Source organism: Pseudomonas sp. MF5691, from assembly GCF_016405645.1.
GTDB lineage: Bacteria > Pseudomonadota > Gammaproteobacteria > Pseudomonadales > Pseudomonadaceae > Aquipseudomonas > Aquipseudomonas shahriarae.
Genome location: NZ_JAEKDC010000010.1, coordinates 187,667 through 210,482 on the forward strand (window position 1 = coordinate 187,667; position 22,816 = coordinate 210,482).

The following is a 22,816-nucleotide window of genomic DNA, read 5'->3' on the forward strand; positions in this document are numbered from 1 at the left end:
ATCAAACACCCAATAGCGCGCGAACAATGCCTTGCAGTTTACGGGTGAGCGGCCCGGCCGACCAGCTCATTGGCCCACATCCAAGCACCGGCCAAATGCCATATACGCTATTGCAGACAAACACTTCGTCAGCCCGCTGCAGCTGCGCAAGGCTGATATCGGTCACGGTCGTGACGAGCCCCAACGCCTCGGCACGGGCCAACAGCTCGGCCCGCATGACGCCAGCCACACCACAGCGGCTCAGGTCGGCAGTCAACAACTGGCCGTTATCCACCAGGAACAGGTTGCTGAACACGCCTTCGATGACGCGCCCGGACATATCCAGCATCAATCCTTCCGCGTGATCGGCATCCTGCCACTCGGCGCGAGCCAGGACCTGTTCAAGGCGATTGAGGTGTTTGAGGCCGGCGAGCAAGGGTTGCTCGGACAAACGCGTGACACATGGGAACAGGCGGACACCTGATGAACCGTGGGCCGGGGGATAGGTAGCAGGCGGGCTGCCTTGCAGGATACGGCGCACGGGTGCGCCTGCGTTGATGCCATACCCCCGCAGGCTATCGCCCCGGGTCAGGATCAATTTGAGCACGCCGTCACCGAGGGCCGCCGCATAGGCCAGTAACTCGTCGCGGATCAGTGCCTGATCAGCAACGAGCGCCAGGCGCCTGCAACCCTCGTCGAGGCGTTGCAGGTGGCGGTCGAGCAGCACGGGCTGCCCGGCCTTGACCGCGAGGGTTTCAAACAAACCATCGCCGTAGGCCAGGCCGCGATCTTTGAGCGGCACTGCGTCCGCTGGCTGACCGTCGACCCAGCTGCGCATTACTCGGCGAACCGGCGGAACACCAGGGAACCGTTGGTACCGCCAAAGCCGAACGAGTTGGACAGCACCACGTCGATCGGCATTTTCTGCGCCTCGTGAGGTACGAAGTTCAGGTCGCAGCCTTCATCCGGCTCATCCAGGTTGATGGTCGGCGGTGCGACCTGGTCCTTGATCGCCAGCACGCTGAAGATCGCCTCAACCGCACCTGCCGCACCCAGCAGGTGACCGGTCATGGACTTGGTAGAACTGACCGCCAGCTTGTAGGCGTGCTCGCCGAACACCGACTTGATGGCCTGCGCTTCCGCCAGATCGCCAGTGGGTGTCGAGGTGCCGTGGGCATTGATGTACTGCACTTGATCGCCATTGATCTTCGCATCGCGCAACGCATTGCTGATGCAGCGCGCAGCGCCTGCGCCGTCGGCGGGTGGCGACGTCATGTGATACGCGTCGCCACTCATGCCAAAACCGATCAACTCGGCATAGATCGTTGCGCCGCGCGCTTTGGCATGCTCCAGCTCTTCGAGGACCAGGGCACCGGCACCGTCGGACAGTACAAAGCCATCACGGCCCTTGTCCCACGGACGACTGGCGCGGGTTGGCTCGTCATTGCGCGTCGACAGCGCACGGGACGCGCCGAAGCCGCCCATGCCCAGGCCACAGGCGGCCATTTCGGCGCCACCGGCAATCATCACGTCCGCCTCGTCATAGGCGATATTGCGCGCCGCCATGCCGATGCAGTGAGTGCCCGTGGTGCACGCCGTGGAAATGGCGTAGTTAGGCCCCTGGGCACCCAGATGGATGGACAGGAAACCGGAAATCATATTGATGATCGAGCCCGGGACGAAGAACGGTGAAATTCGACGAGGGCCGGATTCGTGCAGCGTGCGGCTGGTTTCTTCGATATTGGTCAAACCGCCAATACCCGAACCCATGGCCACGCCGATGCGCTCACGGTTGGCATCGGTGACTTCCAGGCCAGCATTACGCACTGCCTGAAAACCGGCTGCCAGGCCGTATTGAATGAACAGGTCGAGTTTGCGGGATTCCTTGATCGAGAGATATTCCTCGACATTGAAGCCCTTTACCGAGCCGCCAAAACGGGTGGAATAGGCAGAAAGGTCCGTATGCTCAATCAGACCAATACCACTGTGGCCAGCCAGAATGCCCTGCCAACTGCTCGGCACATCCGTGCCCAGTGGCGACAACATACCCATACCGGTGACTACGACGCGTCTACGCGACACAGCACTCTCCTTTTTCTTGATGACGACACTTTGCATCAAACCTAAAGAAAAAACCGCACGCCGTTATAGCAGTGCGGTTTTTCCCAACAGCAAGCGACGACTACAAATTACTTGTCGTTGTGAGCAGTAACGTAGTCGATAGCAGCTTGAACAGTAGTGATTTTTTCAGCTTCTTCGTCCGGGATTTCGGTCTCGAATTCCTCTTCCAGAGCCATCACCAGCTCAACGGTGTCAAGGGAGTCGGCACCCAGGTCTTCAACGAAGGAAGAAGTGTTTTTCACTTCATCTTCTTTAACGCCCAGTTGCTCGGCAACGATTTTCTTGACGCGCTCTTCGATGGTGCTCATACCTTGTTTTCACTCCTAATGGACAAATTCAGGCAGCTGGCCAGTGGGTAAGTGTATAGAAAGGCTTTTCAGCTTTTCAACTGAAAGCTTCACCCTCGTACCCTACCGACCACCTGTCTATAAATAGATTGCAGCTTTATAACGGATTTTAGACAGCTCGTATGACATTTTTTTGAAGCGATCCGTCACAATTTAACTCATGTACATCCCGCCGTTCACCGGGATTGTAGCCCCAGTCACGTATGCCGCACCGTCAGATGCCAGGAAAGAGACCACATTGGCGATCTCTTGAGCCTGGCCCAGACGACCCAGCGGAATTTGCGTCAGCAACGCTTCACGCTGCGCTTCTGGCAGTTCGCGGGTCATATCGGTGTCGATGAACCCTGGAGCCACCGAGTTGACCGTAATCGACCGCGAGCCGACTTCACGCGCCAGGGCACGGCTGAAACCTTCCAGGCCGGCCTTGGCAGAGGCGTAGTTTACTTGGCCTGCGTTGCCCATGGCACCCACTACGGAGCCAATATTGATAATTCGCCCCCAACGCGCCTTGGTCATGCCGCGCAAAACACCCTTGGACAGGCGAAACAGACTGTTCAGGTTGGTATCGACCACGTCGTACCACTCGTCGTCTTTCATGCGCATCATCAGGTTGTCACGGGTGATACCGGCGTTGTTCACCAGAATAGCCGGCGTACCGAATTGTGCGGTGATCTCGGCAAGCACAGCAGCCACGGACTCATCGCTGGTCACGTTGAGTTCCAGGCCGGTGCCCTGCACGCCGTTTTCCTTGAGGGTCGCGGCGATACGCTCGGCGCCCGAGGCAGAGGTGGCAGTACCAATCACTACCGCGCCCTGACGGCCCAGTTCCAGGGCAATCGCCTGGCCAATGCCACGGCTTGCGCCGGTAACCAGTGCAACTTTACCTTGCAGACTCATGCAGGCTTCTCCTTAGTTCAGGCCAGTGCGGCGCGGGCGGCTGCGAAGCCATCCGGGGTATTGAGATTGGAAGTCGACACGCCTTCGGCGCAGCGCTTGTTGAGACCGGCCAGGACTTTGCCCGGGCCACACTCAACCAGTTGGGTCGCGCCCTTGGCAGCCAGGGTCTGCACGGATTCAACCCAGCGCACCGGCTTGTACAGTTGCTCCAGCAGGTCGCGCTTGAGAGTTTCCAGGTCCGGGGCCACGTCGGCGCTGACGTTTTGCACCAGCGGGATCTGCGGTGCCTGCCAGTTGATGGCGGCGACGGACTCGGCAAAACGCTCGGCCGCCGGGCGCATCAGTTCGCAGTGGGACGGTACGCTGACCGGCAGCGGCAAGGCACGCTTGGCCCCACGGGCCTTGCAGCCTTCGATGGCACGCTCAACTGCTGCCTTGGCGCCGGCGATCACCACCTGGCCAGGGGAGTTGAAGTTGACCGCGCTGACCACTTCGCCCTGGGCCGCTTCGGCACAGGCTTCGATCACCACCGCGTCGTCCAGGCCCAGGATCGCGGCCATGCCGCCCTGCCCGGCCGGAACCGCCTCTTGCATCAGTTGGCCACGGCGCTCTACCAGCTTGACCGCTTCAGCGAGGGTCAGGCTGCCTGCCGCAACCAGGGCGCTGTACTCGCCCAGGCTGTGACCGGCAACAAAAGCCGGGCGTGCGCCGCCTTCGGCCAGCCAAACGCGCCACAGCGCGATGGACGCCGCCAGGATGGCCGGCTGGGTTTTATCGGTTTGATTGAGCAGTTCTTCCGGACCGTCCTGGGTCAATGCCCAGAGGTCGTAGCCCAAGGCCGCGGAAGCTTCCTTGAATGTTTCCAGGATCAGCGGGTATTGCGCGCCCAGCTCGGCCAACATGCCGAGGGACTGCGAACCCTGCCCTGGAAAGACGAATGCGAGGGATGTAGACATGTAACAAGCCCCTAATGATCTGGTCGTCGGTGAATTGACGCCCCACAGCTGGGAGCGCAAGAAACTGACAGATTGGATGGTCAATTGAACTGGCCGGTCACATTTAAGCATTCCCGGCCCGATTCGCCTAAGGCAACAGATCCTCAAGACGGCCATGCAAGCGTTGCGGCAGGTTCTCCTGGATCTCGATCAGCGCGCGCGCAATAGCACTCTGAAAGCCCTGGACACCTGCAGAACCGTGGCTTTTTACCACAATACCCTGCAGACCGAGGAAGCTTGCGCCGTTGTGCCGCGCCGGGGCCAGGTCCGCCTGCAAGCGCCGCATCAACGGCAACGCCAGGGCACCCACCAGCCGCGAAGCCAGATTGCGCTTGAACAACGCCTCGATCCGCGCAGCAATCATCGTAGCCAGGCCTTCGCTGGACTTAAGCAGGATATTTCCGACAAACCCGTCACAAACCACCACATCGGCCTCGCCACGATACAACCCATCGCCTTCGACAAACCCGATGTAATTCAAGCCCCGCGCCTGCTGCAACAGGCTAGCGGCCAACTTGACCTGCTGGTTGCCCTTGATGTCCTCGGTGCCGATGTTCAGCAAGGCCACCCGTGGCCGCACCACACCCAGCGCCTCGGCCGCGACCGAGCCCATCAGGGCAAAGTGCAGCAGGTGCTCGGCGCTGCAATCGACATTTGCCCCCAGGTCCAGCAACTGGCAATAGCCACCCTGCGTCGGAATCGCCGCGACCATCGCTGGCCGATCAATACCCGGCAGGGTTTTCAGCACATGCCGCGACAGCGCCATCAAGGCCCCGGTATTGCCAGCGCTGACACAGGCCTGGACCTTGCCATCGCGCAGCAACTCAAGCGCCACGCGCATTGACGAATCAGGTTTGCCACGCAGGGCCTGGGCCGGCTTTTCATCCATGCCGATGGTTTCGCTGGCCGGCATTATTGTCAGGCGCGCGCGATCCACAGCCGGATGACTGGCAATCAGCTCTTCAAGAAGGGAAGGTTGACCGACGAGGGTCAGGTGCAGCGAGGGCGTAGCAGACAGGCTGGCAATGCATGCCTGGACAATGCTGCGGGGACCGAAGTCCCCGCCCATTGCGTCAATCGCGATGACTTGAGCAGACAAGTGATTACTCGTCAGCGCCCTTGTCGATCACTTTACGGCCACGGTATACGCCTTCTGGCGATACGTGGTGACGCAGGTGAACTTCACCGGTGGTTTTTTCTACAGACAGAGTGCTTGCCGTCAGGGCATCGTGCGAACGACGCATGTCACGGGCAGAGCGGGATTTTTTGTTCTGCTGAACAGCCATAATTGATTAACTCCTAAACGTTTGGGTCACGCTTTAACTGCGCCAATACACTGAACGGGTTGGACCGCGTTACCTCGTCCTCGCTCGGTTCGGACTCGTCATCGAGCCCCGCCGGCTGCTGGCATTCTTCCGGATGATGAGCAGGCACAATGGGCAAGGCGAGCAAAAGCTCCTCCTCGATCAGTGCATGCAGATCCAAAGGATCTTCGCCCAGTTCCAGCACGTCATAACCTTTCGGCAACGACTGGGTATTCGCACCCTCTTTCACCACAGCATAACTGCATTCGCTGTGGATCGGCAGGGTGACCAGCTCAAGACAACGCTGGCAAACCATTTTGACCTCGGTGTCGATAAAGCTGTGGATTACCACAGATTTACGTTCATCTCGCTCAAAAACGAATTTAGCCTGCACCGTACCGACAGTGTCGGAAAGCGGGTCGCAGAGTCTCTCCAAATCGGCCAGCAACACTTCACCTTGGAGGGTGGTGCCACGATCAGCCAATTTGCGCGGGTCAACGTGAGGTGGAATCGGGTCATTCAACATAGGCGCAGCATTATAGGGATGCACCCGCCCATGTCAAAGGAAATTCAGCCCTGTGCGCCAGACTGTCCGCTCGCTAGAATCCGCGACTGCCTTGAGGAGAGCCACATGTTGCCTTTATTACTCGCTTCCAGCTCGGTTTATCGCCGGGAACTGTTGAACCGCCTGCATCTGCCGTTCATCTGCAGCTCTCCGGATATCGACGAAAGCCATCGCATAAATGAGTCCGCGATCGACTTGGTCAAGCGCCTGGCCGAAGAGAAAGCCCGCGCCCTGGCCGGTAGTCATCCAGGGCAGCTGATCATCGGCTCGGACCAGGTGGCGACCCTGGACGGCCAGATCATCGGCAAGCCCCACACCTTTGAAAAGGCCCGCGAGCAATTGCTGGCGGCCAGTGGCAGACAGGTCAGCTTCCTGACCGGCCTGGCCCTGCTCAATAGCGACACCGGGCACTGCCAGGTGGACTGCATCCCCTTCACCGTCACAATGCGCCAACTGGCGCCGGCACAGATCGAGCGCTACCTGCGGATCGAGCAGCCCTACGATTGCGCTGGCAGCTTCAAGGCCGAGGGACTGGGGGTGAGCCTGTTTCAGAGCACCGCAGGGCCAGACGCCACCAGCCTCATCGGCCTACCGCTGATCCGCCTGGTGGATATGTTGCTGGCCGAAGGCGTGCAAATCCCCTGAGAGCCCCACAAAAAACAATGTGGGAGCCGGGCTTGCCCGCGATGACGGCCTGTCAGCAACCCATTGGTTGGCTGACCCACCGCAATCGCGGGCAAGCCCGCTCCCACATTTTGAGCTATGCCAATCGCGAGATCAGCGCAAGGCCGGCCCCTGGAAGCCCATGTACAGCGCCAGCTTCTCCGCCACACTGGCCCCCAGCTTCTTGGAGAAACGGTCGAACGGCGATTCCTGGACGGTAAAGTCCACCAACTCCTTCTCGCCAATCACATCCCGCGCCACTGAACTGGCACTGCCCAGACCATCAATCAAGCCCAGCGGCAATGCCTGCTCACCCGACCAGATCAGGCCCGAGAACAACTCCGGATGTTCTTTATCCTTGAGCCGCTCACCGCGCCCCTGCTTGACGCTGGCAATGAACTGGCGATGAGTGGTGTCGAGCACGCTCTGCCAGAACTGGGTTTCGTCAGCCTTTTGCGGCTGGAACGGGTCAAGGAACGACTTGTGCTCCCCGGAGGTGTAGGTACGACGCTCAACCCCCAGCTTCTCCATTGCCCCGACAAAACCGTAGCCGGCCGCCGTCACGCCAATCGAACCCACCAGACTGGCCTTGTCGGCGTAGATCTGGTCGGCGGCGCTGGCGATGTAATAGGCACCCGAGGCGCCCAGGTCAGAGATTACCGCGTACAGCTTGGTCTCTGGATGCAAGGCACGCAGCCGGCGAATCTCGTCATAGACGTAACCCGACTGCACCGGACTGCCGCCAGGGCTATTGATGCGCAACACCACGCCCTTGACCTTGGGATCCTCGAAGGCCGTGCGCAAGCTGCTGACGATATTGTCGGCACTGGCGGACTCCTTGTCGGCAATCACCCCGCTCACCTCGATCAACGCGGTATAGCTACCACTGCGGGCGGCGCTTTTTTCCATATCGACCAAAGGACTGAACAACACCAGCATGCCAATCAGGTAGGTGAAGGTCAGGAGTTTGAAGAAGATCCCCCAGCGCCGGGCGCGGCGCTGTTCCTGGACGCCCGCCAGCAGGGTCTTTTCCAACAACTTCCAGCTTTTATCATCGCCATTGTCAGCACCGGACTTGGTCGGTGCCTTCCACTCATCGGTCATGCCATCTACCCCAGCAAAAACTTAATGGGCCTGGTTGAGCCAGGCGTGCAATTGCGAAAACCGATCAATCGTCAGTCGCGGCTCGTAAGCCTGCAAGGCTTCGGGGGACTGGGCGCCGTAGCTGACGGCAACACTGTCCATGCCGGCATTGCGCGCCATCAACAGATCGAACGAAGCATCGCCGACCATCAGCGACTCACGGGCAGACACGCCGCAATGGGCCATGATCTGCTCCAGCATCAATGGATGGGGCTTGCTCGCGGTTTCATCGGCAGCGCGGGTGACGTCGAAATAGTCTTCCCAACCATTGGCCTTGAGCACCCGATCCAGGCCACGCCGGGCTTTGCCGGTGGCCACGGCCAGGTGATAGCCCTGCTCACGCAATGCCGCCAACGACTGCACCACCCCTTCAAACAAAGGCGAAGGCTCGGACTCAAGGGCAATGTAGTGATCGGCGTAATGCTCGCGAAACGCCACCAGCTCACTGTCAGCGATCTGCGGGTACAAGGTGCGAATGGCTTCGGGCAATCCCAGGCCAATAATGCCCTTGACCGCCAGATCACTGCACAGCTCGAAGCCGGAACGGGTCGAGGCCACGTGCATGGACTCGACAATCCGACCAATGGAATCGCACAGGGTGCCATCCCAGTCAAAAATCAGCAGCTTGTAGTCAGGGCGCGACACTCAGGCGCTCCACGGTCTTGGCCCACATCTCATCCACAGGGGCCTGCAATTTCAATTCGCCACCATCGGGCAATGGCACCGTCAGCATGTAGGCATGCAGGAACAGGCGTTTGCCGCCAAGGTCACGAATCTCCTTGGAGAAACCCTCGTCGCCGTACTTGGTATCGCCCGCAATACAGTGACCCGCATGCAGGGTATGCACACGAATCTGGTGGGTACGCCCGGTCACCGGCTTGGCCTCGACCATGGTTGCGAAGTCACCGAAGCGCCGCAGCACCTTGAACAGGGTCAGCGCCTCCTTGCCCTCCTCGTCTACCTCGACCATGCGCTCGCCGGAGCGCAGGTTGCTCTTCTGCAACGGTGCCCGCACGCTCTTGATCGAAGATGCCCAGTTGCCACGCACCAGGGCCATATAGCGCTTGTCCACACCATCGCCGCGCAGGGCGGTATGCAGGTGACGCAACATGCTGCGCTTCTTGGCAATCATCAACAGGCCGGAGGTGTCGCGGTCCAGGCGATGGACCAGTTCCAGCTCCTTGGCATCCGGACGCAACTGACGAAAGGCTTCGATCACCCCGAAATTCAGGCCGCTACCGCCGTGCACCGCAATGCCGCACGGCTTGTTGATCACGATCAGCTTGTTGTCTTCGAAGACAATCGACGCTTCAAGGCGCTGCAACAGGCCCTGGGCCAGCGGCACAGGCTCGTCACGCTCAGGCACGCGAACCGGCGGCACCCGGACGATATCGCCCGCCTGCAGCTTGTACTCAGGCTTGATCCGGCCCTTGTTCACCCGCACTTCGCCTTTACGCAAAATGCGATAAATCAAGGTCTTGGGCACGCCCTTGAGCCTGGCCAGAAGAAAATTGTCGATGCGTTGGCCGGCATATTCCGGCGAGACCTCAAGCAGCTGGACGCTGGGGGTCGGGGGGGTGGTAGTCGTCATGTCGGGAATGATAACAATTTTTTATGGAATTGAAGCACTTAATCATTGCTGCTATAGTCGCGAACGCCGCCAAAAGCGGCCTGGACAGAGGACTCGCGGCAAACTGCCGCCCCTGACCATCGCAATTCATCAGGACGCGAGGCCGTCCTACGGGGCTCTTGCCACACTGGAAGGCTCAAGATTGTAACAAGCGCAGGTGACATGAGGCCTGAAGCGAGTGCAAGAAACAGAGTGATTACTCGTCTCTTGCGCCGATATTTACGGCCAGTTCACAAAGTGCAGTCAGTCTTGTACCAGACCACGGCGAATGCTTCGGAAACAACGCCTGTTATTAGCCATGAGCGTGAACTCCCCATTGGAGAACACGGTAAATGCCAACCCGCTGCGGATTCTGCGCGCGGCAGCACCCGAATTATCAGGGATACGTGTAGGGTGGAGATGCACAACCGTCGGACTGTGTAGCACTAGGCTTATATTTAGACGCTTCATCTCGTCCACAGTCGCCGGTTGATTCCTCCTCCTGACTGAGTGCTTATTAAGTCACCACAGCAAGCAGGACGCGTAAGTCGCGATACCAGCCCAATTGGCCGGTATTGCTGGACACTGGAGTGGCCAACCACTCTTGACGCACCTGACACCGACCGTGAGAAGTCGTGTGTGCCGAACGCCGTTTCCGGCAGCCCGGAAACCGACGGTACAACATGAAAAGAATGCTGATTAACGCAACTCAACCCGAAGAGTTGCGTGTTGCACTGGTAGATGGCCAACGCCTCTACGACCTGGACATCGAGTCCGGTGCACGCGAGCAGAAGAAGGCCAACATCTATAAAGGCCGGATTACTCGCATCGAGCCAAGCCTTGAGGCTGCCTTTGTCGATTTTGGCTCTGAGCGCCATGGCTTCCTGCCCCTCAAAGAAATCTCCCGCGAATACTTCAAGAAAGCCCCTGAAGGCCGCGTGAACATCAAGGACGTCCTGAGCGAAGGCCAGGAAGTCATCGTCCAGGTCGAAAAAGAAGAACGTGGCAACAAGGGCGCCGCCCTGACCACTTTCATCAGCCTGGCTGGCCGTTACCTGGTCCTGATGCCGAACAACCCGCGTGCCGGCGGCATCTCCCGTCGCATCGAAGGCGAAGAGCGCAACGAACTGCGTGAAGCGCTGAACGGCTTGATCGCTCCGGCCGACATGGGCCTGATCGTGCGCACTGCCGGCCTTGGCCGCAGCAGCGAAGAAATGCAGTGGGACCTCGATTACCTGCTGCAACTGTGGACCGCTATTAAAGAAGCATCCCTGGACCGCTCCGCGCCATTCCTGATCTATCAGGAAAGCAACGTGATCATCCGCGCCATCCGCGACTACCTGCGCCAGGACATCGGCGAAGTGCTGATCGACAGCGTTGAAGCACAGGACGAAGCCCTGACCTTCATCCGCCAGGTGATGCCGCAGTACGCCAGCAAGATCAAGCTGTACGAAGACAGCGTACCGCTGTTCAACCGCTTCCAGATCGAAAGCCAGATCGAAACCGCCTTCCAGCGCGTGGTCGAACTGCCGTCCGGCGGCTCCATCGTGATCGATCCGACCGAAGCCCTGGTGTCCATCGACATCAACTCGGCGCGCGCCACCAAAGGCAGCGACATCGAAGAAACCGCGTTGCAGACCAACCTGGAAGCAGCCGAAGAAATCGCGCGCCAACTGCGCCTGCGTGATATCGGCGGCCTGATCGTGATCGACTTCATCGACATGACCCCGGCCAAGAACCAGCGCGCCGTGGAAGAAAAAGTCCGCGAATGCCTGGAAGCCGACCGCGCCCGCGTACAGGTTGGCCGTATCTCGCGCTTCGGCCTGCTGGAAATGTCCCGTCAGCGCCTGCGTCCATCCCTGGGCGAAAGCAGCGGCATCGTCTGCCCGCGTTGCAACGGCACCGGCATCATCCGTGACGTTGAATCGCTGTCCCTGGCGATCCTGCGCCTGATCGAAGAAGAAGCCCTGAAAGACCGCACCGCCGAAGTCCGCGCACAAGTGCCGATCCCGGTTGCAGCTTTCCTGCTCAACGAAAAACGCAACTCGATCACCAAGATCGAACTGCGCACCCGTGCCCGTATCGTGATCCTGCCGAACGATCACCTCGAGACGCCGCACTTCGAAGTCCAGCGCCTGCGTGATGACAGCCCGGAAGCCCACAGCGGCCAGTCCAGCTACGAAATCGCCGCTGCCGCTGCCGAAGTCGAAGAAGTCCAGCCAGCCGCCGCAACCCGCACCCTGGTGCGCCAGGAAGCCGCGGTCAAGACCGCACCGGCCCGTGCCAACGCACCGGTACCGACTGAAGTCGCCGCCCCGGTGGCCGCGCCTGCCGTCCTGCCGGAGCCAAGCCTGTTCAAGGGCCTGGTGAAGTCGCTGGTCAGCCTGTTCGCCACCAAGGAAGAGCCTGTTGCTCCAGCCGTGGTCGAGAAGCCAGCCGCTGAACGCCCTGCACGCAACGAAGAGCGTCGCAACGGTCGCCAGCAGAGCCGTAACCGCAACGGTCGCCGTGACGAAGAGCGCAAGCCTCGCGAAGAACGTGCACCGCGTGAAGAGCGCGCACCCCGTGAAGAGCGCCAGCCGCGCGAAGCCCGTGAAGAAACCCCGGCCGTAGCCCGTGAAGAACGTGCTCCGCGCGAAGAGCGTGCACCACGTGAAGAACGCGCACCGCGTGCCCCTCGCGCCCCGCGTGAAGATCGCAAGCCACGTGGCGAGCGTGAAGAACGTGTACGTGAACTGCGTGAACCTTTGGACGCAGCCCCAGCTGTTGCCGCCGTAGCAACTGATGTCGCGACTGAAGAACGCCCGGCCCGCCAGCCCCGTGAAGAACGCGCTCCACGCCCACCGCGTGAAGAGCGTCAACCACGCGCCGAGCAGGCTGCCGCAGCCAGCGAAGAAGAACTGCTGAACAACGACGAACAGCCACAGGAAGATGGCCAGGACAACGCCGAAGGCGATCGTCCACGCCGCCGCTCCCGTGGCCAGCGTCGCCGCAGCAACCGCCGTGAGCGTCAGCGTGACGCCAACGGCAATGTGATCGAAGGCTCGGAAGAGACCGGCGAAGCCACTGAAGAAAGCGCCAACAACGAACCGACCAGCACCGAACTGGCTGCTGGCCTGGCCGTTACCGCTGCAGTTGCCAGCTCGGTCATCAGTGCACCTGCCGAAGCCGAAGCCAACCAGCAGGCCGAACGTGCCACCGCTGCCGTGCAGGAAACTGCCGCAGTTGAAGCACCGGTTGTCGAAGCCACCACCGTGGTCGAAGCACCTGCCGCTGTAGAAGTTGAAGTTGCACCGGTCCGCGAAGCCCAGCCTGAAGCCGAAGTAGTGGCTGCACCTGCAATCGTGGTTGAGCCCCAGCCTGTGGTCGAAGCTGTTGTCGAAGCGCCAGCCGCTGAAGCAACCCCAGAAGTGCGTGAAGTTCGCGAAGAACAGACCGCCTTCCAGTGGACTGCCGAGCCGGCCGTCGTCGCCGAAGCACCTGCCCCGGCACCGGTAGAAGAAGCTCCAGCACCGGTTGCTGAAGTGGTTATCGCCGAACCAGCGGTGGTTGCAGAACCGGTTGTGGTTGCCGAACCTGCTCCGGTGGTTGTGGAAACCCCAGTGGTTGCCGAAGTGGTCGCCCCAGTGGTTGAAGCCCCTGTCAGCGCCCTGACCGAAAACGGCCGTGCGCCTAACGACCCGCGTGAAGTGCGTCGTCGCAAGCGTGAAGCCGAGCGTCTGCAGAAAGAAGCCGAAGCAGCAGCGGCGGCCCCGGCCGTCGTCGAAGCGGTTGCGCCAGCACCGGCCATCGAAGCAGAAGTTGAGCACACTGCCCCAACCATCGACGAGAACCTGCGTTCCGTTGAAGAAGTGGTAGAGCACAACCCAAAAGCCCTGGAAGAAGAGCACGAGCCTAAACCCCTCGCTTAATTCCAACGGCAATTAAAAAGCCCCGCCTGAGCAATCAGGCGGGGCTTTTTTATGCGACATGTGGGAGCTGGCTTGCCTGCGATGATCGTTAGCGATGACGGATAAATACCTGACACCCCGACCAGCTCTTCCAGCCCCTACCTGAATTCCAGTGATTGCGGCACGTCCACATCCCACAACACCCCAGGATCATCCACCGGCACTTCCCGCACCTCAGCCAGGGCAAACACCGCCCTGGCCCCACGATCCCCAGTCAACCCCATCAAGGCAGGCCCCAGTGCCGGGCCAAACGCAACAGGATGGCCCTGCTGACCGGCATGCACCGGCACACTGACACCCTCCACCCGCTCTATCACCCGCTCAATACTCGCCGCCTGGATAAACGGCATATCCCCCAACACCACCAGCCAACCCGCCGCCGGGCCACTGGCGGCAACGGCAGCCGCAATGCTGTCGCCCATGCCCGCCGAATCCACAAGCAGCACTTCGCAACCGTATGCCCTGGCCAGGCGAATAACCTCGCTGCGCGCAGGCGAGGTGACGACCCAGCGCCGGGTGATACTGGCCGGTAAATTGACCAACACCTGCTCGAAGACCGGCCGTGTCACCCCATCACGCCCCCTACAAGGGGCCAGCAGTTTGTCCTGGCCGGCTTGCGCGCGGAACCGGCTGCCCTGCCCCGCCGCCAGGACGATGGCGGTAATGGTGCTCGTCAACTGACCACCTCCCGCACCGGTTTTGCTTGCAACAGTTCCACACCGTTCTTGATCGCGACGATGTGTGCCATCAGCGACAAGGCGATCTCTGCCGGCGTATGACTGCCGATATGAAGACCGATCGGACCATGCAGCCGCGCAATCGCCTCGGCTCCCAGCCCCAACACCGCCAGGTTCTCCCGACGCTTGCGGCTATTGGCCCGCGAGCCCAGGGCACCAATGTAGAACGCTCGGGAGTTCAACGCGGTCAGCAGCGCCATGTCGTCCAGGCGCGGATCGTGGGTCAGGGCCACAATGGCCGTGCGCTCGTCCGTCTGGATATTGAGCACGGCCTCATCGGGCATTCCCGGCACAAAGCGCCCGTGTTGTTCTTCCCAGCCATGGACAAACTCCTGGCGTGGATCGCAGATCAGCACTTCAAAATCCAACAGCCGCGCCATTTCTGCCACATAGCGCGACATCTGCCCCGCACCGATCAGTAACAGGCGCCAGCGCGGGCCGTAGATGGCCCGCAAGCGCTCACCATCAAAACTGACAATGTCGGACTGGCTCGCCGCGCTCAGACGCACGGTGCCCGTCGCCAAGTCCAACTCCCGGGCCACTATTTCATGGGCCTCACAACGCGCCAGCAACTCGGCGACCCAGGCAGGATCACCTACCCGCTCCTCCGTCAGGCGCAAGGTGCCGCCGCAGGGCAGGCCAAAGCGCGCCGCTTCATCCCGGGTCACGCCATAGGTCACCAGTTGCACCGGCGGCCCTTCGTCAGGCAAGCGACCATCGTAAAGCCGAGCGATCAGGTCATCTTCAATGCAGCCACCGGAAACCGAGCCGATCACCACCCCATCGCCGCGCAGGGCCAGCATCGCCCCCGGCGGCCGTGGCGCGCTACCCCAAGTCTGGACCACGCTGTACAGCACCACCCGCTGCCCCGCGCGGCGCCACTCCAGCACGCTGCGCAGGACGTTCAGATCCACGCTGTCCATCAGGCTTTCGCCGCCTGTTGCCAGCCCTGCAGTTGATAACGCACGGGCAAGCTGCGGATACGCTTGCCGGTGGCGGCAAATATCGCGTTGCACAGCGCTGGCGCAATCGGTGGCACGCCCGGCTCACCGACGCCACCCAGGGGCACCTCTCCTTCTGGCGTGACCAAATGTATGGCGATTTCCCGGGGGGCCAGGGACATGCGCGCCACTTCATACATATGGAAGTTGTCCTGCTGGACCTTGCCATCCTTGAAGCTGATTTCTCCCAGGACCGCATTGCCCAAGCCCATGACGCAGGCGCCCTCGAACTGTGAACGGATGCGCTCCGGGTTGATCTGCGGCCCGCAGTCCACCGCAATATCAGCCTTATGCACGATCAGCGTGCCATCATCCTTGACCTCCACCTCGATCACCGCCGCCACATAGGTCACAAAGCTGTAGTGCACCGCCAGCCCCAGGCCGCGCCCCTTGGGCAGCGTGCGCCCCCAGCCGGCGGCCTTGGCGGCGGTTTCCAGCACGCCGCGCATGCGCGCGGTATCAATCGGATAACGCTCGGGGGACTCGCCGTAGTTCCACTCTTCACTCAAGGTTCGCGGATCAATCTGACGATCCGGGCCCAGCAGCTTGAGTTGATATTTCAGCGGATCCTGGCCGGCCTTATGGGCCAGTTCATCGACAAAGCTCTGAATGGCAAACCCATGGGGGATGTTCGACACCGAACGGTACCAACCCACGCGGGTGTGGGCAGCCGCTTCGGGGTTTTCCAGGCGCACATTGGGAATGGCGTAGGCCATGTTGGTAAAGCCCATACCCAGCTCGAACGCTGCCTCGTGGTTCATGCCCGGCGCAAACAGCGCAGTGATGCTGGGTGCCACGGTGCGGTGCAGCCAGCCAGAGGGCAGGCCGTCCTTGTTCAGGCCGGCCTTGAGGTACTCGGCGGAGACGGTATGGAAGTAGGAGTTATGAATATCGTCTTCACGGGTCCACTGCACCCGCACGGCCTTGCCGGGGAATTCCTTGGCCAGCAGCGCAGCTTCGATGATGAAATCCGGTTTCGACTTGCGCCCAAAGCCACCGCCCAACAGGGTGACGTGGATCGTGACGTTATCGAACGGCAAGCCCAGGCGCTCGGCCACCCGTTCCCGCGTGACCTGCGGTGCCTGGCTCGGAGCCCAGGCCTCGCATCGCCCGTCTTGATAACGGGCCACGGCCACCATCGGCTCCATCGGCGACTGCGCCAGGTGTGGCAAGTAATACGTGGCTTCGAGGGTGCTGTCGGCATCGTTCAGGGCCTGCTCGATACTGCCGGTATTGCGCACCACTTTGCCGGGCTGGAGCGCCGCGGCCTCCAGGGTCTTGCGATAGTCGGTGGAGTTGTAGCCAGCATTCGCGCCGTCGTCCCAGACAATCTGCAACGCCTCACGGCCCTTGATCGCCGCCCAGGTATTGCTGGCAACCACCGCCACACCACCCAATGGCTGGAATTCCGAGGGTATGGGTCGGCTTTCGATTTGCAGGACCTTGATCACCCCGGGGACTTTCAGCGCCGCGCTGGCATCGAACGACTTGACCTTGCCGCCGTATACCTTGGGCCGCGCAATGGTCGCGAACAGCATGCCGTCAAAATGCACATCGGCGCCGTACACCGCCCGGCCGTTGACGATATCGGCACCGTCGATGGCCTTGGTGGCTTCCTTGCCGATATAGCGAAACTCCGAGGGCTGCTTGAGCCGCAGGCTGTCGCGCGCCGGCACTGCCAACGCGCTGGCGGCAGCGGCCAGGGCGCCATAGCCCAGTTCGCGGCCGCTGGGCTGGTGAATGACTTTATGCAACTGTGCACGGCATTCGCCCAGCGGGACTTTCCACTGCTCGGCAGCGGCCTGTTCCAGCATGGTCCGCACGGCGGCGCCGCAGCGGCGCATCGGTTCGAACCAATGGCGCATGCTGCGCGAACCGTCAGTATCCTGGTTGCCAAAACGCGCTTCGTCACCCGGCGCCTGCGCAACCTTCACCAGCGCCCAATCGGCCTCCAGTTCATCGGCCACCACCATGGTCAGGCTGGTGCGCACGCCCTGGCCCATCTCCGAGCGGTTGCAGATCACGGTGACGGTGCCATCGGTGGCGATGCTGACATAGACCTTGGGATCATCGACCAGGCCATTGGGCATCGCGGCCCCGCCGTATTGCTTCACTTCGTCGGCAAAGGCCTGGGGCAAGCCCCAACTGGCAGCCACCACCAGCGCGCCGGTCGCGCCGACGCCCTTGAGGAAACCGCGCCGGCTAAGGTTGCTCAGGGCGAAATTGCTCGGTAACTGGCTCATGCCTTGGCCCCCTGCAACTGAGTCGCGGCCTGGCGAATCGCCGTCTTGATGCGGTTATAGGTGCCGCAGCGGCAGATATTGCCGACCATGGCTTCTTCAATCTGTGCATCGCTGGGGTTGGGGTTGGTTTTCAGCAAGGCCGTGGCCGACATGATCTGCCCGCCCTGGCAGTAACCGCATTGCGCCACCGCCGTATCCAGCCACGCCTGCTGCACCACCTGGCCAATCGGGTCGTTATGCAGGTTGTCGATAGTGCTGACGTTCTGCCCTTTGACCGAGCCGATGGGCGTGATGCAACTGCGCGCCGGCGCACCGTCGATATGGATGGTGCAGGCGCCACACAGCCCCATGCCGCAACCGAACTTGGTGCCGTTGTAACCCGCTACATCGCGGATCGCCCACAGCAGAGGCATATCCTCGGTGGCATCCAGTGGATGATCTTGACCGTTGAGTTTCAGAGTAATCATGGGCACGCCCGCATAGTGATTGGATTATGGGGTCGAGCTATCTGCCGCTTTCAAGGGAGCGGAGTCGGTACACGCAGATGGCTCAGGCTAATCGGGCTCTCTTGTGAAGACAGGTCTTCACCGGGCCTTTGATAAACAGGGTCTATCGAACAATAAACAGGCATCGTTAGCCTGCTAAGTTAACCCAGCATTAACAAAAAAGCCCTGCAATGCAGGGCTTGGTTCAACACGCTAGAAGCGTAGCTCAATAACGATTGGGCTCCATTTCCAGGTCGACCTTGAAGCGCTCGGCGATATCGCGCTGGATGCGCTGGGCCAGGCTGGAAATATCCAGGCCGGTGGCCGCGCCATAATTGACCAGCACCAGCGCCTGCAAGCGATGCACACCGGCATCCCCCTCGCGAAAGCCCTTCCAGCCGGCCTTTTCAATCAACCAGCCGGCCGCCAGCTTCACTTGCCCATTCGCCTGGGGATAGGCCACCAGATCGGGATATTGCAGCTGCAACTGCGCCGCCAGCTCCTGGGAGACCAGCGGGTTCTTGAAGAAACTGCCGGCGTTGCCCAAGACCGCAGGATCGGGCAGCTTTTCACTGCGAATACTGCAAATGGCCCGACTGACATCGCTCGGGGTCGCCTGGGCAATGCCCTGCTCTGCCAGGCGCTGTTGCACCGGGCCATAGCCGAGCTTCAGGTGTGCGACGCGGTTCAGGGCAAAACGCACCCGCAGGATCAGCCAGCGCCCCACTTCGTGCTTGAACAGGCTGTCGCGGTAGGCGAAGTTGCATTCCTCCAGGCTGAAATCCCGCAACTCGCCCGTCTGGCGGTCGAGGGCGGTCAGCCCGGCGAAGACATCCTTGATCTCGACACCGTAGGCGCCAATGTTCTGCATCGGTGCCGCCCCGACAGTGCCGGGAATCAGGCTGAGGTTTTCCAGGCCAGAGAACCCTTGTGCAAGGGTCCATAGCACAAACGGATGCCAGGCCTCGCCCGCCTCGGCTTCCACCACCACCTGCTGGCCGTCGTCGTGCAGTACCCGGATCCCCTGGGTTGCCATGCGCAACACCAACGCCGGGATATCCTGGGTCAGCAGCAGGTTGCTGCCGCCCCCGATCACCAGCAACGGCAACTGCTGTGCGGCCGCATAGGCCAGGCCCTCGCGCACATCGGCGTCGCTATGGGCTTCGGCGAACCATTGCGCACGCACATCAATGCCAAAACTGTTAAAGGCCTTCAGGGAAACCTGGGGCTGCACATCCAGACTCATAACCGCCCCTTCAATTCGATCACCAGCAAATCACAGGCGGCCTCGATCAGGTCCAGGACCTGCTCGAAACCTTGCTCGCCGTCGTAGTACGGATCCGGCACTTCATCCACCGCCCCATCGTAGCGGCGCAGGAACAGGTCCAGCTCGGCCTTGCCCTGGGCCGGTTGCATGGCCTTGAGGTTGCGCAGGTTGCTCTGGTCCATCGCCAGAATCAGGTCGTAGCGCGCAAAGTCGGCGCGCGACACCTGCTGGGCGCGCTGGGCCGACAAGTCGTAGCCACGACGCAGCGCTGCTTGCTGGCTGCGCTTGTCCGGGGCCTTGCCGATATGCCATTCACCGGTACCGGCAGACGCCACCTCGACCTGGTCCGCCAACCCGGCGGCCCGCAGTTTGTGGCGCAGCACGCCCTCGGCGGTGGGCGAGCGGCAGATATTGCCCAGGCAGACAAACAGGACTTCCATCAAGCCCCCAGCAACCGACGCACGCGCTCGAGGTCTTCCGGCGTATCGACACCGGCCGGCGGCGCTTCCATCGCATCATCGACATGAATACGCACGCCGTGCCACAGGGCCCGCAATTGCTCCAGGGCCTCGGTGTTTTCCAGCCAGCACGGGCCCCAGGTGACGAAGTCATGCAGGAAGCCGGCGCGGTAGGCGTAAATGCCGATATGGCGGCGATACGGCACGCCCGCCGGCAACACATCACGCTGTTTGGCGAATTCGTCACGTGCCCAGGGCAGGGTCGAACGGCTGAAGGTCAGGGCCAGGCCATTGATGTCGCTGACCACCTTGACCACGTTCGGGTTGAACAGGGTCTCGAGGTCTTCGATAGGCTCGGCCAGGGTCGCCATGCGCGCTTCGGCGTGGGCGGCCAGGTTGGCCGCGACCTGGTCGATGACACACGGCGGGATCAACGGCTCGTCGCCTTGCACATTGACCACGATGGCGTCCGGCGCCAGGCCCAGGTGCGTGGCCACTTCGGCCAGGCGGTCGGTGCCGGAGTTGTGATCTTCACGGGTCAGTACCGCTTCGGCGCCAAAACCCTTGCAGGCCTCGATGATCCGCAGATCATCAGTGGCCACCACTACGCGTTGGGCGCTGCTTTTGCAGGCCTGCTCCCAGACCAGCTGGATCATCGGCTTGGCGCCGATCATCTGCAGCGGTTTGCCGGGCAGGCGGGTGGAGGCGTAGCGCGCGGGGATGACAACAGTGAAGGCAGTGGTCATTTATCCAGGCGCTCGTCGGTCGTCAGGGTGCGGGCTTCGCTTTCCAGCATCACCGGGATGCCGTCGCGGATCGGGTACGCCAGGCCGGCGCCCTTGCTGATCAGTTCGGTCTTGTCGGCACTGAGCTTGAGCGGGCCTTTGCAGATCGGGCAAGCGAGGATATCGAGCAGTTTGGTGTCCATGGGGGTTTCCTGGATAAAAACGTTTTAAGGCAAAAGTCGAGCAGGCAGCAGACGCATCAGTTGCGTGTCGAACCAGGCGATAAACGCCGGTGACGGTGCGGCATCGACTGCAAGGTACCACCAGTGTGCCTGGGCAAAGGCGCGGCACTTCACCGCGTCCTTTTCGGTCATGACCAGGGGCAGTGACGGCGTAAAATTCAGGACCTCGGCGCTGTAGGGCGCATGGTCGGCAAACGCATGGGGTATCGGCAGCCAGTGTAGCGTTTCGAGGGTATTGAAGAAACGTTGTGGGTTGCCGATGCCCGCGACCGCATGCACCCGTTGCCCCACGGGAAAATGGTCCAGCGGCCGCCGCTCGCCGGTCAGCAGGTTGACCAACGTGGTCGGCAGCAGACGGAAAGCAAAGCCATCCTCGCGATCAGCTCCGGCGCCGTTATATAGCAGGGCATCGACGCTGCGCAGGCGCTCGGCCGGCTCGCGCAACGGCCCGGCAGGCAGGCAGCGGCGATTGCCCAGGCCACGGGCGTTGTCGATCAGCACCAACTCAAGGTCACGGGCCAGACGGTAATGCTGCAAGCCATCGTCGGACAGGATCAGGTCCAGGGGCTCACTGGCCAACAGCGCCTGCACCGCCCGGCTGCGATCGGGGTCGATCATCAGCGGGACGCCGCTGCGCTGCACGATCAACAAGGGCTCGTCGCCGGCCACTTGCGCGCTGTCGCTGGCCTGCACCCGCCATGGCAACTGCGCAGGCTTGGCCCCGTAGCCACGGCTGACCACACCGACCCGCAGGCCACTGCGCTGGCAATGCTCGATCAACCACAGGATCAACGGCGTCTTGCCGGTGCCACCCACAGTGATATTGCCGACCACTACTATAGGCACCGGCGCTTGGTAGATCGTGCCCTCACCCGCCAGGAACCGCTCGCGCTTGCGCCTGACCACCCGGCGATAGAGTGCCTCCAGTGGTTGCAGGAGCTTGAGCGCCGGGTGGCCGTCATACCAGGCCTTGAGCAAACGATCGGACAAGGCCATCAGGGTTGCCCCGCCGCCTCGACGGTGGTCATGCGCAAATGGCTGAAACCGAGCTTGCCGGCTGCATCCATCGCGGTGATCACAGCCTGGTGTGGGGTCTTGCCATCGGCGCTGATGGACAGCGGCATTTGCGTATCACCGCCGGACTCCTTCTGCAGCGCATCCATCACGCTGGTCACGTCGTTTTTCTCGAGTAACTGGTTGTTCACCGAAAACACCCCTTCGGCGCTGATGGTGATCTCCAGTTGCTTGAGCTGCTGGTCTTCGGCCGGCGAGCCGCTGACGGCTTCCGGCAGTTCGACCCGTAGTTGGGTTTCCCGGGTAAAGGTGGTGGTGACGACAAAAAACAACAGCAGGATGAACACCACATCAATCAACGACGCCAGGTTGATATCGACCGTTTCCCGGGGCTTGCGGCGAAATTTCACGCTTTGCCCTCGACCAGGTCGACATCACGGTCGCCCTGGACCACTTCCACCAGTTTGATGGCTTCCTGCTCCATGCCCACCACCAGCTCGTCGATGCGGCGTTGCAGGAATCGGTGGAAAAACACCGCTGGGATCCCCACCATCAGGCCCGCCGCCGTGGTGATCAGGGCCTTGGAAATACCCCCGGCCAATACCGAGGCGTTGGTGGTCATGCCGGACCCGGTGAAGGCACTGAAGATATCAATCATGCCCAGCACGGTGCCAAGCAAGCCCAGCAATGGCGCCATTGCCGCGATGGTGCCCAGGGCATTGATATAGCGCTCCAGTTCGTGGATTACCCGGGCGGCGGCTTCTTCAATGCACTCCTTCATGATCTCGCGACCGTGCTTGGAGTTGGCCAGGCCCGCAGCGAGGATCTCGCCCAGAGGGGAATTGGCCCGCAGTTCCTTGAGCTTTTCCTTGTCCAGTTGCTTGTCCTTGATCCAGCGCCAGACCTGCCCCAGCAGATGATCAGGGGTTACACGGCTGGCGCGCAGGGTCCACAGGCGTTCGGCAACAATGCCGAGTGCGGCGATGGAGCTCAGAATGATCGGCAACATCATCCAGCCGCCGGATTTGACCAATTCCCACACAGTGAATGTCCCCTCGAAAAAGTGCGCCA

24 protein-coding genes are annotated in these 22,816 nt (G+C 61.4%); 2 read left to right on the top strand and 22 right to left on the bottom strand.

What is annotated here, in order from left to right; all coding sequences use genetic code 11:
- Position 1 precedes the first annotated feature (1 nt).
- The 8 genes from pabC to JFT44_RS16545 all read right to left on the bottom strand — a co-directional run bounded on the left by pabC (position 2) and on the right by JFT44_RS16545 (position 6,169).
- Positions 2-817: an aminodeoxychorismate lyase gene (pabC, locus tag JFT44_RS16510; protein ID WP_115128750.1), complete on the bottom strand. Its 816-nt coding sequence runs from the start codon at positions 815-817 to the stop codon at positions 2-4.
- The gene (fabF, locus tag JFT44_RS16515) at positions 817-2,061 is read right to left on the bottom strand and encodes a beta-ketoacyl-ACP synthase II (protein ID WP_057960393.1); all 1,245 of its coding nucleotides are present in this window, start codon (positions 2,059-2,061) and stop codon (positions 817-819) included. The genes pabC and fabF overlap by 1 nt, the downstream gene beginning before the upstream one ends.
- Positions 2,062-2,168: 107 nt before the next feature.
- Entirely contained in the window at positions 2,169-2,408 is a 240-nt protein-coding gene (gene acpP, locus JFT44_RS16520; RefSeq protein ID WP_057439601.1) for an acyl carrier protein, read from the bottom strand.
- Positions 2,409-2,600: 192 nt separating this feature from the next.
- Positions 2,601-3,344 carry a 3-oxoacyl-ACP reductase FabG gene (fabG, locus tag JFT44_RS16525; RefSeq protein ID WP_057439602.1) on the bottom strand — a complete coding sequence of 248 codons (744 nt, stop codon included), beginning with the start codon at positions 3,342-3,344 and terminating at the stop codon, positions 2,601-2,603.
- 17 nt (positions 3,345-3,361) lie between these two features.
- Positions 3,362-4,300: an ACP S-malonyltransferase gene (gene fabD, locus JFT44_RS16530; RefSeq protein ID WP_198830923.1), complete on the bottom strand. Its 939-nt coding sequence runs from the start codon at positions 4,298-4,300 to the stop codon at positions 3,362-3,364.
- A gap of 127 nt (positions 4,301-4,427) precedes the next feature.
- Positions 4,428-5,438 (bottom strand): phosphate acyltransferase PlsX, encoded by a 1,011-nt coding sequence (plsX, locus tag JFT44_RS16535; protein ID WP_081044296.1) that lies wholly within the window; start codon positions 5,436-5,438, stop codon positions 4,428-4,430.
- A gap of 4 nt (positions 5,439-5,442) precedes the next feature.
- Positions 5,443-5,625: a 50S ribosomal protein L32 gene (gene rpmF, locus JFT44_RS16540; RefSeq protein ID WP_004371305.1), complete on the bottom strand. Its 183-nt coding sequence runs from the start codon at positions 5,623-5,625 to the stop codon at positions 5,443-5,445.
- A 13-nt stretch (positions 5,626-5,638) separates the two neighbouring features.
- Entirely contained in the window at positions 5,639-6,169 is a 531-nt protein-coding gene (locus JFT44_RS16545; RefSeq protein ID WP_057960396.1) for a YceD family protein, read from the bottom strand.
- A 105-nt stretch (positions 6,170-6,274) separates the two neighbouring features.
- On the opposite strand from JFT44_RS16545, the gene JFT44_RS16550 reads away from it, so the two are divergent.
- The gene (locus JFT44_RS16550) at positions 6,275-6,853 is read left to right on the top strand and encodes a nucleoside triphosphate pyrophosphatase (protein WP_198830924.1); all 579 of its coding nucleotides are present in this window, start codon (positions 6,275-6,277) and stop codon (positions 6,851-6,853) included.
- A 132-nt stretch (positions 6,854-6,985) separates the two neighbouring features.
- Here JFT44_RS16550 and sppA read toward each other — a convergent pair whose 3' ends face one another.
- Genes sppA through rluC form a run of 3 tightly spaced genes read right to left on the bottom strand, consistent with a single transcriptional unit; the run spans position 6,986 to position 9,605 of the window.
- On the bottom strand, positions 6,986-7,975 hold the full coding sequence (sppA, locus tag JFT44_RS16555) for a signal peptide peptidase SppA (RefSeq protein ID WP_057439606.1): 990 nt from the start codon (positions 7,973-7,975) through the stop codon (positions 6,986-6,988).
- A gap of 21 nt (positions 7,976-7,996) precedes the next feature.
- Positions 7,997-8,659 (bottom strand): HAD-IIIA family hydrolase, encoded by a 663-nt coding sequence (locus JFT44_RS16560; RefSeq protein WP_057439607.1) that lies wholly within the window; start codon positions 8,657-8,659, stop codon positions 7,997-7,999.
- Positions 8,646-9,605, bottom strand: a complete 960-nt coding sequence (gene rluC / locus JFT44_RS16565; protein WP_005790558.1) for a 23S rRNA pseudouridine(955/2504/2580) synthase RluC — start codon at positions 9,603-9,605, stop codon at positions 8,646-8,648. Before rluC ends, JFT44_RS16560 begins: the two co-directional genes overlap by 14 nt.
- Positions 9,606-10,306: 701 nt before the next feature.
- On the opposite strand from rluC, the gene rne reads away from it, so the two are divergent.
- Positions 10,307-13,534 carry a ribonuclease E gene (rne, locus tag JFT44_RS16570; protein ID WP_181818272.1) on the top strand — a complete coding sequence of 1,076 codons (3,228 nt, stop codon included), beginning with the start codon at positions 10,307-10,309 and terminating at the stop codon, positions 13,532-13,534.
- Between the two features lie 137 nt (positions 13,535-13,671).
- On the opposite strand, the gene JFT44_RS16575 is transcribed toward rne, so the two are convergent.
- From JFT44_RS16575 to JFT44_RS16625, 11 genes are all read right to left on the bottom strand, one after another.
- Complete coding sequence (locus JFT44_RS16575; protein ID WP_198830925.1) at positions 13,672-14,250, bottom strand: NTP transferase domain-containing protein; 579 nt, start codon at positions 14,248-14,250, stop codon at positions 13,672-13,674.
- Positions 14,247-15,233, bottom strand: a complete 987-nt coding sequence (locus JFT44_RS16580) for an XdhC family protein (protein ID WP_198830926.1) — start codon at positions 15,231-15,233, stop codon at positions 14,247-14,249. The genes JFT44_RS16575 and JFT44_RS16580 overlap by 4 nt, the downstream gene beginning before the upstream one ends.
- Positions 15,233-17,554 carry a xanthine dehydrogenase family protein molybdopterin-binding subunit gene (locus JFT44_RS16585; protein WP_198830927.1) on the bottom strand — a complete coding sequence of 774 codons (2,322 nt, stop codon included), beginning with the start codon at positions 17,552-17,554 and terminating at the stop codon, positions 15,233-15,235. The genes JFT44_RS16580 and JFT44_RS16585 overlap by 1 nt, the downstream gene beginning before the upstream one ends.
- Complete coding sequence (locus JFT44_RS16590; RefSeq protein WP_057960403.1) at positions 17,551-18,021, bottom strand: (2Fe-2S)-binding protein; 471 nt, start codon at positions 18,019-18,021, stop codon at positions 17,551-17,553. The genes JFT44_RS16585 and JFT44_RS16590 overlap by 4 nt, the downstream gene beginning before the upstream one ends.
- Positions 18,022-18,265: 244 nt before the next feature.
- Positions 18,266-19,285, bottom strand: a complete 1,020-nt coding sequence (gene murB / locus JFT44_RS16595) for a UDP-N-acetylmuramate dehydrogenase (RefSeq protein WP_198830928.1) — start codon at positions 19,283-19,285, stop codon at positions 18,266-18,268.
- Complete coding sequence (locus tag JFT44_RS16600) at positions 19,282-19,746, bottom strand: low molecular weight protein-tyrosine-phosphatase (RefSeq protein ID WP_057439613.1); 465 nt, start codon at positions 19,744-19,746, stop codon at positions 19,282-19,284. Before JFT44_RS16600 ends, murB begins: the two co-directional genes overlap by 4 nt.
- Positions 19,746-20,510: a 3-deoxy-manno-octulosonate cytidylyltransferase gene (gene kdsB / locus JFT44_RS16605; protein WP_120733916.1), complete on the bottom strand. Its 765-nt coding sequence runs from the start codon at positions 20,508-20,510 to the stop codon at positions 19,746-19,748. The genes JFT44_RS16600 and kdsB overlap by 1 nt, the downstream gene beginning before the upstream one ends.
- A complete protein-coding gene (locus tag JFT44_RS16610; RefSeq protein WP_003174668.1) occupies positions 20,507-20,692 on the bottom strand; it encodes a Trm112 family protein in 186 nt (61 codons plus the stop codon). The genes kdsB and JFT44_RS16610 overlap by 4 nt, the downstream gene beginning before the upstream one ends.
- Before the next feature lie 24 nt (positions 20,693-20,716).
- Positions 20,717-21,727, bottom strand: a complete 1,011-nt coding sequence (gene lpxK / locus JFT44_RS16615) for a tetraacyldisaccharide 4'-kinase (RefSeq protein WP_169990641.1) — start codon at positions 21,725-21,727, stop codon at positions 20,717-20,719.
- Positions 21,727-22,155, bottom strand: coding sequence for a biopolymer transporter ExbD (locus JFT44_RS16620; protein WP_170059654.1), 429 nt, complete (start codon positions 22,153-22,155; stop codon positions 21,727-21,729). The genes lpxK and JFT44_RS16620 overlap by 1 nt, the downstream gene beginning before the upstream one ends.
- Positions 22,152-22,787 carry a MotA/TolQ/ExbB proton channel family protein gene (locus tag JFT44_RS16625; protein WP_029299724.1) on the bottom strand — a complete coding sequence of 212 codons (636 nt, stop codon included), beginning with the start codon at positions 22,785-22,787 and terminating at the stop codon, positions 22,152-22,154. The genes JFT44_RS16620 and JFT44_RS16625 overlap by 4 nt, the downstream gene beginning before the upstream one ends.
- Between the last annotated feature and the right edge of the window lie 29 nt (positions 22,788-22,816).

Excerpts from the sequence above, each read along its gene's own strand:
- pabC (WP_115128750.1), bottom strand. The coding sequence starts at position 817 with ATGCGCAGCTGGGTCGACGGTCAGCCAGCGGACGCAGTGCCGCTCAAA.
- acpP (WP_057439601.1), bottom strand. The coding sequence starts at position 2,408 with ATGAGCACCATCGAAGAGCGCGTCAAGAAAATCGTTGCCGAGCAACTG.
- fabG (WP_057439602.1), bottom strand. The coding sequence starts at position 3,344 with ATGAGTCTGCAAGGTAAAGTTGCACTGGTTACCGGCGCAAGCCGTGGC.
- fabD (WP_198830923.1), bottom strand. The coding sequence starts at position 4,300 with ATGTCTACATCCCTCGCATTCGTCTTTCCAGGGCAGGGTTCGCAGTCC.
- rpmF (WP_004371305.1), bottom strand. The coding sequence starts at position 5,625 with ATGGCTGTTCAGCAGAACAAAAAATCCCGCTCTGCCCGTGACATGCGT.
- JFT44_RS16545 (WP_057960396.1), bottom strand. The coding sequence starts at position 6,169 with ATGTTGAATGACCCGATTCCACCTCACGTTGACCCGCGCAAATTGGCT.
- JFT44_RS16550 (WP_198830924.1), top strand. The coding sequence starts at position 6,275 with ATGTTGCCTTTATTACTCGCTTCCAGCTCGGTTTATCGCCGGGAACTG.
- sppA (WP_057439606.1), bottom strand. The coding sequence starts at position 7,975 with ATGACCGATGAGTGGAAGGCACCGACCAAGTCCGGTGCTGACAATGGC.
- rluC (WP_005790558.1), bottom strand. The coding sequence starts at position 9,605 with ATGACGACTACCACCCCCCCGACCCCCAGCGTCCAGCTGCTTGAGGTC.
- rne (WP_181818272.1), top strand. The coding sequence starts at position 10,307 with ATGAAAAGAATGCTGATTAACGCAACTCAACCCGAAGAGTTGCGTGTT.
- JFT44_RS16580 (WP_198830926.1), bottom strand. The coding sequence starts at position 15,233 with ATGGACAGCGTGGATCTGAACGTCCTGCGCAGCGTGCTGGAGTGGCGC.
- JFT44_RS16585 (WP_198830927.1), bottom strand. The coding sequence starts at position 17,554 with ATGAGCCAGTTACCGAGCAATTTCGCCCTGAGCAACCTTAGCCGGCGC.
- JFT44_RS16590 (WP_057960403.1), bottom strand. The coding sequence starts at position 18,021 with ATGATTACTCTGAAACTCAACGGTCAAGATCATCCACTGGATGCCACC.
- murB (WP_198830928.1), bottom strand. The coding sequence starts at position 19,285 with ATGAGTCTGGATGTGCAGCCCCAGGTTTCCCTGAAGGCCTTTAACAGT.
- JFT44_RS16600 (WP_057439613.1), bottom strand. The coding sequence starts at position 19,746 with ATGGAAGTCCTGTTTGTCTGCCTGGGCAATATCTGCCGCTCGCCCACC.
- kdsB (WP_120733916.1), bottom strand. The coding sequence starts at position 20,510 with ATGACCACTGCCTTCACTGTTGTCATCCCCGCGCGCTACGCCTCCACC.
- JFT44_RS16610 (WP_003174668.1), bottom strand. The coding sequence starts at position 20,692 with ATGGACACCAAACTGCTCGATATCCTCGCTTGCCCGATCTGCAAAGGC.
- lpxK (WP_169990641.1), bottom strand. The coding sequence starts at position 21,727 with ATGGCCTTGTCCGATCGTTTGCTCAAGGCCTGGTATGACGGCCACCCG.